Annotated in this window: 15 protein-coding genes and 3 pseudogenes; 8 read left to right on the forward strand and 10 right to left on the reverse strand. The window is 71.8% G+C overall.

Going from position 1 to position 15,669, the window contains the following annotated elements; translation table 11 throughout:
• Positions 1-13 precede the first annotated feature (13 nt).
• Positions 14-2,488, reverse strand: coding sequence for a glycosyltransferase family 39 protein (locus ACWDBE_RS35895; RefSeq protein ID WP_449792841.1), 2,475 nt, complete (start codon positions 2,486-2,488; stop codon positions 14-16).
• A 71-nt stretch (positions 2,489-2,559) separates the two neighbouring features.
• Entirely contained in the window at positions 2,560-3,681 is a 1,122-nt protein-coding gene (locus ACWDBE_RS35900) for an alpha/beta hydrolase (protein ID WP_449792842.1), read from the reverse strand.
• A 150-nt stretch (positions 3,682-3,831) separates the two neighbouring features.
• Here ACWDBE_RS35900 and ACWDBE_RS35905 point away from each other — a divergent pair, with 150 nt between their 5' ends.
• The 5 genes and pseudogenes from ACWDBE_RS35905 to ACWDBE_RS35925 all read left to right on the forward strand — a co-directional run bounded on the left by ACWDBE_RS35905 (position 3,832) and on the right by ACWDBE_RS35925 (position 8,204).
• Positions 3,832-4,749, forward strand: a complete 918-nt coding sequence (locus ACWDBE_RS35905; RefSeq protein ID WP_449792843.1) for a hypothetical protein — start codon at positions 3,832-3,834, stop codon at positions 4,747-4,749.
• Between the two features lie 176 nt (positions 4,750-4,925).
• Positions 4,926-5,543, forward strand: a pseudogene (locus tag ACWDBE_RS35910) (S1 family peptidase); the annotation flags it as partial.
• 207 nt (positions 5,544-5,750) lie between these two features.
• Positions 5,751-6,476: pseudogene (locus ACWDBE_RS35915) on the forward strand (putative Ig domain-containing protein); the annotation flags it as partial.
• Positions 6,477-6,578: 102 nt separating this feature from the next.
• Positions 6,579-7,244, forward strand: coding sequence for an HAD family hydrolase (locus ACWDBE_RS35920; RefSeq protein ID WP_449810034.1), 666 nt, complete (start codon positions 6,579-6,581; stop codon positions 7,242-7,244).
• A gap of 60 nt (positions 7,245-7,304) precedes the next feature.
• On the forward strand, positions 7,305-8,204 hold the full coding sequence (locus ACWDBE_RS35925; protein WP_449810035.1) for an aminoglycoside phosphotransferase family protein: 900 nt from the start codon (positions 7,305-7,307) through the stop codon (positions 8,202-8,204).
• Positions 8,205-8,259: 55 nt separating this feature from the next.
• On the opposite strand, the gene ACWDBE_RS35930 is transcribed toward ACWDBE_RS35925, so the two are convergent.
• The 8 genes from ACWDBE_RS35930 to ACWDBE_RS35965 all read right to left on the reverse strand — a co-directional run bounded on the left by ACWDBE_RS35930 (position 8,260) and on the right by ACWDBE_RS35965 (position 13,675).
• On the reverse strand, positions 8,260-8,790 hold the full coding sequence (locus ACWDBE_RS35930) for an RICIN domain-containing protein (protein WP_449810036.1): 531 nt from the start codon (positions 8,788-8,790) through the stop codon (positions 8,260-8,262).
• Between the two features lie 127 nt (positions 8,791-8,917).
• Entirely contained in the window at positions 8,918-9,913 is a 996-nt protein-coding gene (locus tag ACWDBE_RS35935) for a helix-turn-helix domain-containing protein (RefSeq protein WP_449810037.1), read from the reverse strand.
• Positions 9,914-10,227: 314 nt separating this feature from the next.
• On the reverse strand, positions 10,228-10,779 hold the full coding sequence (locus ACWDBE_RS35940) for a hypothetical protein (protein WP_449810038.1): 552 nt from the start codon (positions 10,777-10,779) through the stop codon (positions 10,228-10,230).
• Positions 10,780-10,793: 14 nt separating this feature from the next.
• Positions 10,794-11,213, reverse strand: a complete 420-nt coding sequence (locus ACWDBE_RS35945) for an ATP-binding protein (RefSeq protein ID WP_449789982.1) — start codon at positions 11,211-11,213, stop codon at positions 10,794-10,796.
• An 83-nt stretch (positions 11,214-11,296) separates the two neighbouring features.
• Positions 11,297-11,797 (reverse strand): GNAT family N-acetyltransferase, encoded by a 501-nt coding sequence (locus ACWDBE_RS35950; protein WP_449789981.1) that lies wholly within the window; start codon positions 11,795-11,797, stop codon positions 11,297-11,299.
• Positions 11,794-12,642: a protein kinase domain-containing protein gene (locus ACWDBE_RS35955; protein ID WP_449789980.1), complete on the reverse strand. Its 849-nt coding sequence runs from the start codon at positions 12,640-12,642 to the stop codon at positions 11,794-11,796. Before ACWDBE_RS35955 ends, ACWDBE_RS35950 begins: the two co-directional genes overlap by 4 nt.
• Positions 12,606-13,262 (reverse strand): hypothetical protein, encoded by a 657-nt coding sequence (locus tag ACWDBE_RS35960; RefSeq protein ID WP_449810039.1) that lies wholly within the window; start codon positions 13,260-13,262, stop codon positions 12,606-12,608. Before ACWDBE_RS35960 ends, ACWDBE_RS35955 begins: the two co-directional genes overlap by 37 nt.
• A complete protein-coding gene (locus ACWDBE_RS35965) occupies positions 13,259-13,675 on the reverse strand; it encodes a hypothetical protein (protein ID WP_449789978.1) in 417 nt (138 codons plus the stop codon). Before ACWDBE_RS35965 ends, ACWDBE_RS35960 begins: the two co-directional genes overlap by 4 nt.
• A 189-nt stretch (positions 13,676-13,864) precedes the next feature.
• Between ACWDBE_RS35965 and ACWDBE_RS35970 the strand changes: the two are divergent.
• The 3 genes and pseudogenes from ACWDBE_RS35970 to ACWDBE_RS35980 form a co-directional block, all read left to right on the forward strand.
• Positions 13,865-14,101, forward strand: a pseudogene (locus ACWDBE_RS35970) (helix-turn-helix domain-containing protein); the annotation flags it as partial.
• A gap of 99 nt (positions 14,102-14,200) precedes the next feature.
• Positions 14,201-15,187: a transcriptional regulator gene (locus ACWDBE_RS35975; RefSeq protein WP_449789992.1), complete on the forward strand. Its 987-nt coding sequence runs from the start codon at positions 14,201-14,203 to the stop codon at positions 15,185-15,187.
• A 14-nt stretch (positions 15,188-15,201) separates the two neighbouring features.
• Positions 15,202-15,561, forward strand: coding sequence for a hypothetical protein (locus tag ACWDBE_RS35980; protein WP_449789977.1), 360 nt, complete (start codon positions 15,202-15,204; stop codon positions 15,559-15,561).
• The last annotated feature ends 108 nt before the right edge of the window (positions 15,562-15,669 follow it).

A 15,669-nucleotide genomic window follows, 5' to 3' on the forward strand; every position in this document is an offset into this window, starting at 1 on the left:
CGGGGGTTCGGGCTCAGGAGGTGGGGGCCGTCAGGTCGTAGAAGGTGGTGGAGCCGATGGTCTTCGCCGTGTAGTGCGCCGTCACCCAGGACTCGATCTGGGCGGACTCGCTCTGCTGCCCGCCCCCGTCGCCGCCCGCGCCGCCGCCGAAGCCGCGGTGGGAGCCGCCCGCGCCGATGAACCAGTGCACCTTCCCCTCCTCGACGTACTTCCGGAAGCCGGCCAGGGTCAGCGAGGGGTCGGTGCCGTTGAAGCCGCCGAGGGCCATCACCGGTTCCCCGGTGGCGAGTTGGTAGCCGGCCGCGGTCTGCGAGCCGATCGTGGCGGCCGCCCAGGTGTAGTGGTCGGCGTTCTCCTCGATCACGGCGGCGACCTCGCCGGTCACCTTGGGGCCGTCGAGCAGCCCGCCCATGCCGCCGGGCGGCGGGCCGCCGGCCGAGCCGCCGGTGAGGCTGCCCGGGGCCTCGGGGGCCGGCAGGCCGGGGACGCCGCCGGTGCCGGTGCCGCCGGTGCCGCGCTCGTGGCGGCCGCCGGCGTGCTCGGAGCCCGTACCGCCGCCGTCGAAGCCCTGCCCGCCGTTGAAGCCCTGCCCGCCGGTGAAGCCCTGCCCGCCGGTGAAGCCCTGCCCGCCGTTGAAGCCCTGGGCACCCGGGAAGCCCGGCAGGCCGCCCTGACCGCCCTGGCCGTTCTGCCCGCCCTGGCCGTTCTGCCCGCCCTGGCCGAACCAGCGCCCGTTGCCGCCACCGGGGAAGCCCTTCGCGCCGTTGCCGCCCCTGCGCCCCGTGCCGCCGGGCCCGGACGCGCCGTCCACGCCCGGCCCCGCGGTCACGATCGAGCCGGTGTGCGGGGTGTTCACCGTGTCCACCGCGTACGCCGCCGGTCCGCCGAGCGCCGCCGCCACGCCCACCAGGCCCGCCACCGAGGCGATCCGCGCGCCGGTCCGGCCGGAGGCCCGTCCGGCCACCTGCCCGGCGACCAGCGCGGCCGCCGCCACCAGACCGCCGACCAGCACCGCCCAGCGCAGCCACGGCAGGAAGCCCGGGCTGCGGCCGAGCAGCACGAACGCCCAGACCGCCGTCACCGCGAGCGTCCCGGCCAGCACCAGCGCCCAGGGCAGCCGGTGCCGGGCCCGCCACAGCCCGTCCACGCCCATGCCGACCAGCGCCGCGACCGCCGGGGCCAGCGCCACCGTGTAGTACTGGTGGAAGATCCCGGACATGAAGCTGAAGACCAGCATGGTGGACAGCAGCCAGCCGCCCCAGACCAGGAAGGCCGCGCGGGCGGTGTCGGTGCGGGCGTGGCGACGGGTCGCCCAGAGGCCGACGGCCAGCAGGATCAGCGCGGCCGGCAGCAGCCAGGCGATCTGCCCGCCGATGTCCGTGCCGAACATCCGGGTCAGCCCGGTCTCGCCCCAGCCACGGCCGCCGCCGTGCGCCGTGGCGCCGCCCGGCAGGTCCAGCCCGGCCGGCATCCGGCCGCCGCCGCCCACGCTGCCGCGCTCGTTGCCGTCGACCCGGCCGAGGCCGTTGTAGCCGAAGGTGAGCGAGAGGAAGCTGTTGTCCTGCGAGCCGCCGATGTACGGGCGGGCCGAGGCGGGCACCAGCTCGACGATCGCCACCCACCAGCCGCCCGAGACCAGCAGCGCCGCGCCCGCGAGCAGGCTCTGGCGCACCCGCCGCCAGAACCCGGTGGGCGCCGCCACCAGGTGGATCACCGCGAAGGCGGGCAGCACCAGGAAGGCCGCCAGGGTCTTGGTGAGGAAGGCGAGGCCGAACACCACCCCGGTGAAGACCAGCCACCGGGTGCCCGCCGCCTCGACCGCCCGCACCAGCCCGTACGCCGCCAGCGTCAGCAGCAGCACCAGCAGCGCGTCCGGGTTGTTGAAGCGGAACATCAGCGCCGCGACCGGCGTGAGCGCCAGAGCGGCGCCCGCCAGCAGGCCGCCCAGCGGGGAGAAGCGGCGGCGCACCGTCGCGTACAGCACGCCGACGGTGGCCGCGCCCATCAGCGCCTGCGGGGCGAGGACCGACCAGGAGGAGAGGCCGAAGACCCGCGCCGACAGCGCCATCGGCCACAGCGCGGCCGGGGGCTTGTCGACGGTGATGAAGTTCGCCGCGTCCGAGGAGCCGAAGAAGAAGGCCTTCCAGCTCCGGGAGCCGGCCTGCACGGCGGCCGAGTAGAAGGAGTTGGCCCAGCCGGAGGCGCTCAGGCCCCACAGGTAGAGGACGGCGGTCGCGGCCAGCAGCGCGAGCAGGGCCGGGCGCACCCAGCGCGGGTCGTCCGCGCGCCCGCGCCAGGCGCGGGCGGGGAGGGTGCGCAGCCGGCCGGACCAGGAGGCCGGGCCCTTGGGGCCGGCCGGCGGCAGGGGCTGCTCGGGGAAGAGCGGTGCCGGGCCCGGCCGGACCGGGGCCGGCGCCTCCGGCGGCGGGTGGTTCGCGGCCTCGGGCCATGGTTCGCCGGCCGGAGGGGAGTAGCTGCTCGTGGTCATGCGCGACACGGTGCGTGGCGCGGCTGAGAGGACCGTGAGACGGGGCTGTGAGCCGCGTGTGATCCGGAACGTCAGGCGGACGGCGGCATGGTGAGGTGCTTGCCCAGCCACTCCAGGGCCGGGGGGATCTCCCGGGTCCAGGTGTGGAAGTTGTGGCCGGCGGTGTCCAGGGTGATGGTGGACATCTTGGTGGGGGCCTTGAAGGCGGCGACCATGGCCTTGGTCTCGTCGTAGTTGTTCTCGTCGTACGCGGTGGTCAGCAGCAGCGAGACGGGGGCCGCGGGCTGGTTCTTCAGCCACCACAGCAGGTCGTTCTCCTGCTTCAGCTGGGCGCTGCCGCCGAACAGGTCGCCGGTGGTCGGGTCGTGGGCGGCGCTGTAGTAGCCGGAGAGGGCGACCGCCGCGCGGTAGGAGTCGGGCTTGCGCAGCGCGAACTTGAGCGCGCAGTAGCCGCCGGTGGAGTTGCCGATCACGGCCCGGTTGGCCGGGTCGGTGCCGATCCGGTAGGTGGTGGCGAGGGCCTTGGGCAGGTCGGAGGTGAAGAAGGTCTCCACCTGGGGGCCGTTCGGCACGTCCACGCACTCGGTGTCCCGGTCGCCGACCAGGGTGGGGCGGGTCATCACCAGGACGGTCGGCGGCAGCTTCTTCTGCTCTATCGCGTCCAGCGTCGACGCCGGGTACTGCATCAGCGAGATCAGCTTCTCCGGGGTGCCCGGGTAGCCGGTGAGCACCAGGGCCATCGGGAAGCGCTGCTTGGCGTAGTCCGGCTGGAAGTACTGCGGCGGCAGGTAGACGTACGCCTCGGTGGTCAGCCCGCTGCCGGCCCCCCGGACGTCGACCTTCTGGATCTGGCCGGAGCGCTCCGGGTCCGAGCCCTGCGCGGAGTAGAACTTCTGCTCACCGGTGACGGCCACCCCGGAGGCGTTGGGCTGGTGGTCGACCACCGTGCCGAGCCCGCCGCTGGTGCCCAGCAGGTCCGTCCAGGAGCTGTAGAAGCCGAAGTAGCTGTTGGCGATCAGACCCATCGCGGCCAGCACCGACACCTGGGTGGCCAGGAACGCGCCGATCCGGCCCAGCCACGCCTTCCAGCCCTTCCCGCCGAACCGCGGCCACAGCCACATGGTGGCGGCGAAGACGGCTATCGCGAGGAGGGAGGCGATGATCTGGAGCGGGAGTCCGGTGAGACTGAGCACGGGCCCGATCGTAGTTGACCTCCGTGGACGGCCCTGGGGGCGGCCCCTTCCGGTGGCCGTCCGAATCGGGTTGACCGGAGTGGTTCGTGCTCGACAGCATGTCGCCCGACGCGTACGGGGAGTGCGCCGGGGTGACGGTGGGGTGGGGTCGTGGAGTTCAGGGGCAGGGCGGTCATGGCGGTCGGCGGGGTGCTGCTGCTGGCGGCGTGTTCCGGTGGGGGTGGGGAACGGGCGGCGGCGCCGAGTGCTTCGGCGACGGTGGTGCCGAGTGCTTCGGCGACGCCGTTCGGCACGACGCTGGCCCAGTCCCTGGAGCCGGTCGGTGCCGGGCTGGCGAAGGTGGCCGCGGCGACGACGATGAAGGAGGTCGAGACCGCGCTCGCCGTCACCGAGTCCAACGCCGACCGCGCCGTCCGGAACCTGAAGGCCGCCGCCGCACCGGACGGGGCCGACGCGGCGCGTGCCGAGCTGGTGGCGGGCCTGGGCACGCTCTCTTCCGAGGCGCTGACGATCCGCACCGACCTCAACCTCAAGAAGTACTGCACCGCCGGTGTTGTCAAGGCGCAGCTCGGCGGCGGTCAGGGGCTGGTGGCCGTCCCTGCGGCGCTCGCCAAGCTGGCGACGGCCGGCCAGCAGGCCGCCTTCACCGTCCCGCAGCTGCCCAAGCCGCAGCCGACGCCGCGTGTGCTGGAGAACGGCACCCTGGTCCGTGACGGTGGGAGCAACGGCAAGGGCACCTTGGAGGTCAAGAACAACAGCGCCACGGACGTGGTCTTCACGATCGGGGTGGACGGCACGTCGGTGGCCTCGGTGTACGCGGCCAAGGGGAAGGAGGCCGTCATCGAGGGCGTCAAGGCGGGCTCGTACGACTTCTACTACCTCGCCGGGGAGGACTGGGATTCCGGCGAGAAACAGTTCTGGCAGAACTGCCGTTCCGTCAAGTTCTCCGAGAAGTACGACTTCAAGCCGGCCGGGACGACCTGGACGATGACCCTCGGCGCGAAGGAGGGCGAGGGTACCCCCGCCAAGACCGAGTCGGGGAGTGTGGCCACCGCCCCGCAGCCATAACCCCGGCCCGTAACGGGCATACCGGGACGGGTCGTTGCCGTCGGGTGGCACAACAGGCCATGGGGAGTGGCGAGTTCGGTCACAATCCTTGACCGCTTGAAGTGGCCATGGCACTTTCGTGCGGCGCGGGCGTCGGCGACCAGTCGTACACCCCGCGATCCCCCACAAGGAGAGCCATGTTCAAGAGGATTGTCGCGGTGGCCGGTACGAGCGCCGTCGTCGCGGGCGGGCTGGCCTTCGCGGCCGCCCCCGCGCACGCCGTTCAGGCGGCCGACCTGACCTCCACCATCGCCCTGAGCAACTGCTCGGCCTCGCTGGTCCGTTACCCCACCTCGGTGGCCGGCGACCGCGCGCTGATGCTCACCAACGGGCACTGCCTGCCGACCATGCCCTCGGCCGGCCAGGTGATCCAGAACGCCACCGCCAGCCGTAGCGGCACCCTGCTCGACGGTGCGGGCAACAGCCTGGGCACCGTCCAGGCCGACAAGGTGCTCTACGCGACGATGACCGGCACCGACGTCGCGCTCTACCAACTCACCGACACCTACGGGTCGATCACCTCCAAGTACGGCGCCACCGCGCTGACCATCAGCGACACGCACCCGACCGACGGCGCGTCGATGTACATACCCTCGTCGTACTGGAAGCAGGTCTGGAACTGCTCCGTGAACGGCTTCGTGCCGACCCTGCGTGAGGACGAGTGGACCTGGCACGACTCGCTGCGCTACAGCTCCGGCTGCAACACCACCCACGGCACCTCCGGTTCGCCGATCGTCGACTCCGCCAGCGGGCGGATCATCGGCATCAACAACACCGGCAACGACGACGGCGCCATGTGCACCCTCAACAACCCGTGCGAGGTGGCCGCCGACGGCACCACCAAGGCCTACAAGGGCCAGAGCTACGGCGAGGAGACGTACTGGTTCACCACCTGCCTGAACTCCTCCACCCGGGCCATCGACCTCAACACGGCCGGCTGCCTGCTCACCAAGCCGGCCGGCAGCGGCGCCGTCACCGTCACCAACCCGGGCAACCAGTCCACCGCCGTGGGCGGTACGGTCAACCTCCAGATCAGCGCCTCCGGCGGCACCGCCCCGCTGTCCTACGCCGCGACCGGTCTGCCCGCCGGGCTGTCCATCAACTCGTCCACCGGTGTCATCGCCGGCACCGTCTCCGCCGCCGGCAGCTCCACCGTGACCGTCACCGTGACGGACGCGGCGGGCAAGTCGGCCTCCACCAGTTTCACCTGGGCCGTCTCGACCGGTGGCGGTGGCTGCACTCCGGCGCAGCTGCTGGGCAACGCGGGCTTCGAGACCGGTACGGCCACCCCGTGGACGGCGTCCAGCGGCGTGGTGGACAGCAGCGCCTCCCAGGCGGCCCACAGCGGTTCCTGGAAGGCGTGGCTGAACGGCTACGGCTCCACCCACTCGGACTCGCTGTCGCAGACGGTGACCATCCCGGCGGGCTGCAAGGCGACGCTGAGCTTCTGGCTGCACATCGACACCGCCGAGTCGGGCAGCACCGCGTACGACAAGCTGACCGTGTCGGTCAACGGCACCACGCTGAAGACCTACTCCAACGTGGACGCCGCGCCGGGCTACCAGCAGCGCACCTTCGACCTGTCGTCCTACGCGGGCCAGACGGTCACGGTGAAGTTCGCCGGGACCGAGGACGCCTCGCTCCAGACCAGCTTCGTGATCGACGACACCTCCGTCCAGACCGGCTGAGCCCGGACCGGCTCCTGACGGGCCGGTGAACCAGGACAGGTGAGGGGCCCGGTGGCTACGGCTGCCGGGCCCTTGTCGTGCCGGCCTCCCTATCCTGGTCGGATGATCAAGCCCATTGAGCTGGTGATATTCGACTGCGACGGCGTCCTGGTGGACAGCGAGGTGATCGCCGTCCGGGTACTGGTGCGGCTGGGCCGGGAGTACGGCTGGCCGCTGACCGAGACGGAGGCGATCGAGCGTTTCGTCGGTCGGTCGGAGCCGGCCAACAACGCGCTGGTCGCCGAGCGGCTCGGGGCGGAGGTGGCGGCCGTGTGGGGCAGGCGCTTCCACGAACTGCACGCCGAGGCGGTCGACGCCGGGCTGACCCCCGTGGACGGCCTGCCGGAGGCGCTGGCAGCGATCACCCTGCCCACCTGCGTGGCCTCCAGCGGCACCCACGAGAAGATGCGCCACACCCTGGGCCGGACCGGCCTCCACGACCACTTCGCCGGGCGGATCTTCAGCGCCACCGAGGTCGGGCGCGGCAAGCCCGCGCCCGACCTCTTCCTGCACGCCGCGCGCTCGATGGGCGTCGACCCGGCCGCCTGCGTGGTGGTCGAGGACAGCCGGCCCGGCGTGGAGGCCGCCCGCGCCGCCGGGATGCGCGCGCTCGGCTACGCGGGCGGCGTCACGGCCGCGGAGCGGCTGGCCGGGCCGGGCACCGTGGTCTTCGACGACATGCGGGAGCTGCCCGGACTGATCGCCGCGGGCGCGATCCACCGGGGGTAGGGCACCCCCGGCGCCAATTCGGTTGCCGGGCCCGGTCCGCGGCTGGCAGGGTCGGTCACCATGGCCTCCTCCTCCCGCAAGCTGCACCCCGACGAACTGGACATCGACGAGTCGCTGGTGCGCCGGATGGTCGCCGAGCACTTCCCGCAGTGGGCGGGCCTGCCGGTCGAGCCGGTGATGCCGACCGGGACCAGCAACGCGATGTACCGGCTGGGTACCGAGCTGGTGGTGCGCATCCCGCGGATCCCCGGGGTGGTCGAGGAGATCGCCAAGGAGGACCGCTGGCTGCGGCACCTGGCCCCGCGGCTGCCCGTCCCGGTGCCGGTCCCGCTGGCCGTGGGCGGGCCGGTCGACGGCTGCCCCTGGCCCTGGTCGGTGCTGCGCTGGCTCGACGGCACCACCCCCGTCACCGGGCGGATCGCCGAACCCGGGCTGCTGGCCCGGGACTTGGCCGGCTTCGTGACCGCCATCCGCCGGATCGACCCGGCCGCCGGGCCCGCCGCCCACCGCAGCGAGTCGCTGGCGGAGCGCGACGCCTGGACCAGGAAGGCGATCGCGGCCGTGCCGGACCTGGTGGACGCCGCCGCCGCGACCGCCGCCTGGGAGCACGCCCTGGCCGCCCCCGCCCCCACCGGCCCCCCGGTCTGGCTCCACGGCGACCTCCAGCCCGGCAACCTGCTGGTGGGCCCGGACGGCCGGCTCGCCGCCGTCATCGACTTCGGCTGCGCGGGCCTCGGCGAGTCGGCCGTCGACCTGATCCCCGCCTGGTACGTCCTGCCCGCCGCCGCCCGCCCCGCCTTCCGCGCGGCCGCGGCCCCCGACGACGCGGCCTGGGACCGCGCCCGCGGCTGGGCCCTGTCCATCGCCCTGATGGAGGTGTCCTACTACCGGGACAGCGACCCGAGGATGACCTCCATCGCCCGCCACGTGATCGCCGAGGTGCTGGCCGAGCACGCGTAGCGGGCCGGCCGCTCCCCGCCCGCGAGACGACGGGCGGGGAGCGGCCGGCGGCTCGTCACCAGAACCAGAGCGCGCCGGACTGGCCCTTGTACTCCCACTGCTGGGCGTTGGCCCCGTTCGCGCCGGAGGAACTGGTGATCTCCAGGACCTTGCCGCTGTGGTTCCGGATCACCGACCGATTCGACCGGACTCCTTCCACCCACCACTTCGCGCCGTCCTGGCCGTTGCACGACCACTGCTGGGCCTCGGCGCCGTTCGAGGTGGAGGAGCTCTGGATCTCCAGGCACTTGCCGCTGTGGGCGTTCACGAGGTTCCAGTAGCCGTTGCCCGCGGACTGCCACCGCCACTTCGAGCCGGCCTGGCCCTTGCAGTCCCACTGCTGGGCCCGGGCGCCGTTCGCGGTGGAGGAGCTGGTGATCTCCAGGCACTTGCCGTTGTCGTTCTTGATCTCGATCGTGGCCGAGAGGCCGGCGTGCGAGTCGGCGAACGCCTGGCCGCCGCCGAGGCCGGTCAGGGTGAGCGCCAGGGCGGCGACGCCGATGCCGACGGCGGAGCGCCGGGTGCTGCGGAGTCCCTTGCTGGACATGGATGGTCCCCCTTCGAGGGTGTCGGTGTTGGTCGCGTCCGCCACTCGATCCCCCGTGTCGGACGCATCATCAGCTTGCCGACGCCCCCGGCGGTTGTCGTTAGCATGCGGTCCACTGCCGCTTGGTTCAGAGTCCACCGCCGACCGTCACGGCGCCGTGGCGGTAGTCGCGGGGCGGCAGGCCGTACGCGCCGCGGAAGGCGCGGGTGAAGTCCGCGGCGCGGGGAAATCCGCAGCGGGCCGCGATGACGTGGACGGGCGTGGTGGCCAGGGCCGGGTCGCCGAGGTCGCGGCGGGCCCGTTCGAGGCGCTGGTGGCGGATCCAGGCGGCGACGGTCTCCTCCTCGCCCTCGAAGAGGCGGTGCAGGTAGCTGACCGAGATGTGGTGCGCGGCGGCGACCGCGCCGGGGTCGAGGTCCGGCTCGTGCAGGTGGGCCCGGATGAAGGCCCGGATCCGCTGGACCAGGGCCCGGCGCCGGCTCTCCGGCGGTACGGCGTCCTCGGCGTCGAGGTGGTGGGCGAGCAGCGCCGACACCAGGTCGAGGGCGACGGTGCCCAGCCGGGGTGCGTCGCCGGCCCGGTAGGCGCCGGGGTCGGCGGCGATGCCGGCGAGCAACTGGACGAGCAGGGCGCCCACTCCGGCGTCCCCGGGCATCCGGCGGGCCGTGAGCGTGCCGACCCGGTCCGGCGACAGCGGCAGCGCCTGTCGGGGCACGGTCAGCCAGCCCCCGCGGAACAGCTGGCGCGGATCGTCGGTGCTCGCCTGGAGGAGGACGGGCCGGGCGCTGTCCTGCAGGACCACGTCGTGCGGGCGGTAGGCGCCGAGGCCGTCGGAGCGGACCGCGGTGGCGGTGTCGCCGAACGGAAGCGAGAACAGGTACAGCTCGGGGTCGGTGGAGGAGCGGATCAGGCGTGGCGACCGGCTCGCGGCGAGCGGCGGGTGCTCCATCGTCCAGAGCGCCAGGTCGCCGAGCGGCAGGACACGCACCTCGGACCGGAAGTCGGCCCTGTGCTCGGTGCGGACGTCGAACGGCGCGATCATCCGGGTGAGTTGCTGCTGCCAGTACTCGAAGCGGTCCCGTGGTTCCACGTCCTCGGTCCGGTACACCGACTCGGTCAGCATGCTCGACCTCCCCTGGCTGGCCTTCCCCGTCCCGGCATTCTCACACCGCTGACGGATCCGGCCCGGGGGAGGAGGGGATCAGCCGACGAGGCCGCCCTCGGGCGAGGCCCCGCGCCGGACGGCGTCGGCCGAAGAGAACAAGCCGGAACAGCGGCAGCAGCTGCGCCCCACCCGCCCACCCCTTCCAGGAGCAACAAAAGGCAACGGTGGCCCCGGCCATGGATGGCCGGGGCCACCACAGCTGAGCCCATTCAGGCCGCCCCAGGGCCCGTTGCCGCTTTGCGCAGGAAGTCGACTTGGCCGACTTCCTGTGCTTATGGGCGGGTTGTGCGGGTGCGGCAGTGGGTGAGGGCGTACCGGATGCGGCGGTCGGAGGGGAGGGTGGTGGCGAGGAGTTCGCCGGCGGTGGTGAGGGTGGTCCAGTAGAGGGCGGGGTTGCCGGTGCGAGGGAGGGGGTGGGTGGCGGTGAGGGAGAGGTAGGCGGTGGTGAGGTTGCCGGTGGTGAACCAGCGGTTGAGGCCGTGGCGGTGGCCGGGGCGGATGCCGCCCATGGCGTCGACGGCGGTCAGGAAGTGTTCGACGACGGCGAGTTCGGTGTCGGTGAGGGACTTGGGGATGTCGAAGACGCCGAGGGCTTCGAGGAGTTCGCCGGTGTCGCTCGCGGAGTCGGGGCGGGGGTCGGCGAGCAGGGCGTCGTAGCAGTCGGCGAGGCGGCGGGTGGTCTCGGCCTGGGGGATGTCGAGGGCGAGGCAGACGGCTCGGGCGACGGGCAGGGGTCGGTGGCCGAGGCGGGCGAGGAGGGCGTAGGTGGCGGCGGGGGTGGTGCCACGGGAGAGGGTGTGCCGGGCCAGGGTGGCGAGGTGCATAGGGAATCGGGCTTTCAGGCGAGGGTGGCGGGGGCGATGAGCACCCAGACGAACTTGCCGATGCCGCAGGGGCGGTCGGCGCAGCCCCAGCGTTCTGCGAGCTCGTTGACGAGGAGGAGGCCGCGCCCGTGCTCGTCGTCCGGCGCGGCGGCGCGGAGGGAAGGGCGGTCATCGCCGGCATCGTGGACTTCGACGCGCAGGCGGGAGCCGGCGAGGGAGAAGCGCACTTCGATGCGCCGGTCGTCGGGCGCGTCGCAGTGCTGGACGGCATTGGCGAACAGCTCGGACAGGAGCAGTTCGGCGCTGTCTCGGTACCGGTCCCCGGAGGGCAGCCCGGAGAGGTACGCCCGGAGCAAGTAGCGGGCCAGGGGCGTGGATTCGGTTCGCGAGTCGAGGCGCGCGACGAACATGCGGGGGCGGCGGGACGTGAGCATGAGGGAACACCTTGGAAGCAAAAGGAGTAGAGAGACCAGCCACACCACTGATGGTGATGGACCAATGACGGACAGCCAGTCGACTATGGACGTGACAGGTTCGATTGGAAGCCGGGGTGGGACAGTCCGGGCGATGCGAGGGTGTAGGTCATGAAGCCGGAGCGCTCGCCGGTCGTGACGAACCCGGTCTTACGGAGGACGCGGCCGGAGGCGGGATTGTCGGTGCGATGTTTGGCGCGGACCTCCGGCAGGCCGAGGTGGCCGAATGCGAGCGCGAGGATCTTGCGGACTCCTTCGGTGGCGTAGCCATGGCCCCAGGCGTCTGCGCGCAGGATGTAGCTGATGGCGGCGACCGGCCGGTCACAGTGGAGCTTGCCGATGCCGAGGAGGTCACCGTCCACGGTGAATCCGAGCACGTACAGCGTGCGTGGTGACTGCGCAGCAGCCGCCATGATGTCGCGGACGCGGTGGCGGGCCTCTTCGGCGTCCATCGGTGATCGGCCCAGGTACCTGGTGGACTCCGCGCTGTAGATCCGTTGCAGGGCCTCGGCGTCTCCGGTGCCCAGCTCCCGCAGCTTGATCACCCGTCCACCGCTTCGATGATCTTCGTCAGCTCGGTGGCGGTCGGCCGGTCATCGGGCGCGGCCAGCAGGACGTTGCGCAGGCGGGCTTGGAGGGCGGGCCAGGGCAGCACGGTGGACAGAGGGACAGCCCAGTGGGCGATGGTCTTGCGGATCTCCTCCACCGGCGCTCCCTTCTCGAGCCCGGCCGCCTCGTAGTCCAGCGGCCACGTGCCGGTGACGCAGGTCCACAGGGTGCCGGCGAGGGCGTAGACGTCGGCAGGCTGTGTCGTTTCGACGGGCTGGGGGCCGTTGATGATCCGGGCGGCCGACTCGGGCGCGGTGAGGTGGATCATCGTGCCGTCGAATCTGGTCCACGGGGTGGTGCCGATCCGCCGTGTCCAGGCGAAGTCGAGCAGGCGCACTGTTCCGTCCTGGCCGTGGATGCCGTGTGCGGGCTGGAGGTCGCCGTGCACCCAGCCGTCGGCGTGGAGGTCTGCCACCGCACGGCACAGTCCGACGGCGGCGGCGAGGGCTTCGTCCTTCTCGCCGTCGCCCTTGCGCAGGGGGCGGAAGACCTGCCAGGTGGAGGGGCCGGGCAGCCACGGGGTGATGTACCAGATGCCGTCGGGGAAGCGGCCGGCGGTAACGGTGTAGCCGGGGAGCTGGTCGAGGACGGAGGCTTCGCGGGCGGTGACCTCGGCGGCCTCGCCGGTGCCGAGCTTGATGCTCGCCACACCGCGTGGTCCGCTGGCCTTCCACACTGCCGATCCCCGCCGGCTGCTGATCTCCTCCAACTGCTTCAGCGGCCCGCAGAGGGCCTTCGTGGCCTTCAGCGCCTCTCCGGCCTCGGTAGCGAACTCGCCCATTGCCGTACTGCCTTCCACTCGCAGGGGATGTGCTTGAAGACGTCCTGGCCGTCGTCCACCGCGACGGCCAGGGCCGCGGCGAGATCGGGAGTCTCCACGAGGAACCTCGGGTCCAGGGGCCGCACGCCCGCCCGTACCGGGAGGAACGAGAAGGGCGGCGACGGGATGGCCTGCCCACGCCGGCTGGTCTCGACGGCACCCAGGGGGAACTTGCCGAACATGACTCCGACCGGCCCGTACAGGTGCTTCAACGCCCAGTGCGGCCAGGCCATCAGCTCGCCATGGCCCGCGCCTTCGCAGCGCCCGACCAACACCACGTTCTCGCACGCCAGGGCGCCATATGGCCGACCCATCAGCGGACGGACCCACTCCGCGGCCTGGACCCCGGCGTAGAACAACTCGGCCTCCACGGCGTACCGGTGACTGCCCGGGGCGATCTCGTAGACCGTCCAACCGGCCATGCCCCGTGACGTGGACGGCCGCAGGAACGGACAGTGCTCGTACAGCTCGGCGAGGTACCCGTCCACGTCCACACCGAGGGGGTCCTGCGTCCGGGCTTCGATGAGGCGCAGCGCCCCGGCGGTCGGCCGGGACGCTGCGCCGGATGGTGTGGTGATCACAGGTGCGACGCCACCGGGACCAGCTCGTCGCCGTCGCTCGGCGCGGGCGAGCAGTCCCACTCCGCCCAGACCTCACCCGTCTCGCGGTAGTGGGCCAGGGCCTGGGTGTCGAGCGTGCCGTCGGCGTCGGTGAACCAGATCTCGGGCAGAGGGCCGTACGCCTCCTCGTACGCGGACACCCAGGAGATGAAGCCGCTGCCGGAGCTCTCGACGTGGGCCAGCCTGCGGCTGGCGTACCGGAGCGCGAACTCCTCGTGCGCGACCGGGTCGGCGAGCAGCCGGTGCCACGCCGCGTCGACGACGGCGGAGAACATCTCCGGCGCGCCCTCGCCCGCGTCGATCCGCCGCGCGGCGATCGTGAAGAACTTGCCCAGCTCGTCCAGCTCGACACCGGACGTGGTGGAGGTGGTCATGGGCCTCTCCAATCGGGGTCAGCGCTGCCCGCCCGGGCGGGTACGGGTAGCTGTGAGGGAAACCCGGCCCGGCATCACCTGCTCCGAGCGTCGGGAGTGCGTGGCCGCCCGGGGAGCGAGCGGGCCTGGGGTAGCTGTATCCAGTGAACGGTGCGGGAGTTGCCCTGAACCAGAGCAGAAGCTGGGCATATGTCAGGCATAATCAACTCACTACCCTGCGTGACCTGGGGCCCTTTGAATCGAGCGGGGGCGATTGTGACTCCGAGAAGGAAGCGACTCGCGCAGCGCCGCAAGGCACTGGGCTACAGTCAGGAGGCATTCGCCGCCGAACTGGGAGTGGCAGTCTCCACGGTCACCCGCTGGGAGGCCGGTGCGACCAACCCCCAGGGGTACGTACACCCCAAGATGGCAAAGGTCCTCAGAGTCACCCCCGGGGGCCTGGCGGACCTCCTCGCGCCAGAGGTGACAGCCCCTGACCGTTCGGTGGTCTGGGCTGCTGCCCCACCTCTTGGTGATACTGATGACATGAAGCGCCGCGATGTCCTGAGCCTGCTCGCCATGACCGGTGCGCTCATCGCCCTGCCGAGCGCCGAGACCCCCTCGTCTCGATCCGGCGTGGCCGCGTCCCTGACGGAAGTCGGGCCGGAACTGAACTCGCACCTCTGGAAGCTGTTCGGGCTCTCCGACTCCAAGCTGGCCGTGTACCCGATGGTCAGGCACCAACTGGGTGTCCTGGCAAAGGGGCTGGGGGAAAGTCAGAACGATGCATCGCGCCGGCAGCTCTGTGCGCTGGTGGGAGATCTGTACCAGCTCGCGGGCGAGATCTTCTTCGACGCCAACCGGTACACCGATGCTGCGCATTGCTACACGCTCGCCGCCAGTGCCAGCAAGGAAGCCGGCGCTTTCGATATGTGGGCTTATGCGCTGACGCGGCACGCCTTTGTGGAGCTCTACGAGCAGCGTTTCGCCGTCGCGGCTCCGATTCTGGAGGCGGCCTCTCAGGTCGCTGAACGAGGAGACGGTCAGCTCTCGACCCGGTACTGGGTGGCGGCAGTTCAGGCGGAGGCATTTGCGGGTCTCGGCGACCTTGACGCGACCAAGCGAGCGCTGGATAACGCCCAGCAGGTACATAACCTGTCCGGGCTACTCCACAATGGCGGCTGGCTCCGATTCGACGGTTCGCGTCTCGCGGAGGAGCGCGGTACCTGCTATCTCGCACTCGGCCGCCCGGATCTGGCGGAGCAGGCACTGACATCCGCGCTCTCCCAACAGCTCTCCCTGCGCCGCCGGGGTGCCGTCCTCGCAGAGTTGGCAGCCCTGAGTGCCGAATGCCGTGACCTGGACCAGGCGAGTCACTACACTCACGCCGCTCTGGAGCTGGCGGACCAGACCGGCTCGGGCTACATCGGCAGGAAGTTGCAGGCGGTCAGGAGCCGTCTCGTTCCGCTCGTGGCCGACCGCCGGGCCTCAGCCCTGTACCAGCAGATTTCGGCGCTTGATGGCGCCACCTGACAAAGGATCAACGCATGTCGTCTGACGGGCAATTCTTCCGCGAAGCGTGGATCGCCGGTGTGTCGAAGCACTACCCGGGCGAGCCGAAGGCAGGCTATGTCGCCCCGTGGGACGACACCCCCGAGTGGGAGCGTGAGTGCGCCGCCGCCGTGTTCGGCCAGGTCCGTGACTTCATTCTGGTGAGCGGCGGCAACACGTCCAAGCTGACCCGGGAGCAGAAGGGCCGCTTCGTAGCGACGTGTTGGATCGCCCAGATCCACAAGCACATCGAGAATCCGAAGCCGGGCTACGTCGCCGACTGGGTCGATCTGCCGTCGTGGCAGCAGGAGACCGATGCGGACGTCTTCGAGGCGATCGAACGCGCCCATTCCTGAGTGCTGTGCTCGGCGTGGGAAGCCGGCGGGGGCGGCCTACCACCCCGCAGGGGGGGGGGGACGGGGGGTGGGGGTGCGAAGAAAGGGAGAGCGTGGGGGGGGGGAAAA

The sequence above is a fragment of the Kitasatospora sp. NPDC001132 genome (genome assembly GCF_053598415.1).

What these genes read in the sequence shown, in the direction of transcription:
- ACWDBE_RS35895 (WP_449792841.1), bottom strand. Translation starts at nt 2,488, where the DNA reads ATGACCACGAGCAGCTACTCCCCTCCGGCCGGCGAACCATGGCCCGAG.
- ACWDBE_RS35920 (WP_449810034.1), top strand. Translation starts at nt 6,579, where the DNA reads ATGATCAAGCCCATTGAGCTGGTGATATTCGACTGCGACGGCGTCCTG.
- ACWDBE_RS35925 (WP_449810035.1), top strand. Translation starts at nt 7,305, where the DNA reads ATGGCCTCCTCCTCCCGCAAGCTGCACCCCGACGAACTGGACATCGAC.
- ACWDBE_RS35930 (WP_449810036.1), bottom strand. Translation starts at nt 8,790, where the DNA reads ATGTCCAGCAAGGGACTCCGCAGCACCCGGCGCTCCGCCGTCGGCATC.
- ACWDBE_RS35935 (WP_449810037.1), bottom strand. Translation starts at nt 9,913, where the DNA reads ATGCTGACCGAGTCGGTGTACCGGACCGAGGACGTGGAACCACGGGAC.
- ACWDBE_RS35940 (WP_449810038.1), bottom strand. Translation starts at nt 10,779, where the DNA reads ATGCACCTCGCCACCCTGGCCCGGCACACCCTCTCCCGTGGCACCACC.
- ACWDBE_RS35945 (WP_449789982.1), bottom strand. Translation starts at nt 11,213, where the DNA reads ATGCTCACGTCCCGCCGCCCCCGCATGTTCGTCGCGCGCCTCGACTCG.
- ACWDBE_RS35955 (WP_449789980.1), bottom strand. Translation starts at nt 12,642, where the DNA reads ATGGGCGAGTTCGCTACCGAGGCCGGAGAGGCGCTGAAGGCCACGAAG.
- ACWDBE_RS35965 (WP_449789978.1), bottom strand. Translation starts at nt 13,675, where the DNA reads ATGACCACCTCCACCACGTCCGGTGTCGAGCTGGACGAGCTGGGCAAG.
- ACWDBE_RS35975 (WP_449789992.1), top strand. Translation starts at nt 14,201, where the DNA reads ATGAAGCGCCGCGATGTCCTGAGCCTGCTCGCCATGACCGGTGCGCTC.
- ACWDBE_RS35980 (WP_449789977.1), top strand. Translation starts at nt 15,202, where the DNA reads ATGTCGTCTGACGGGCAATTCTTCCGCGAAGCGTGGATCGCCGGTGTG.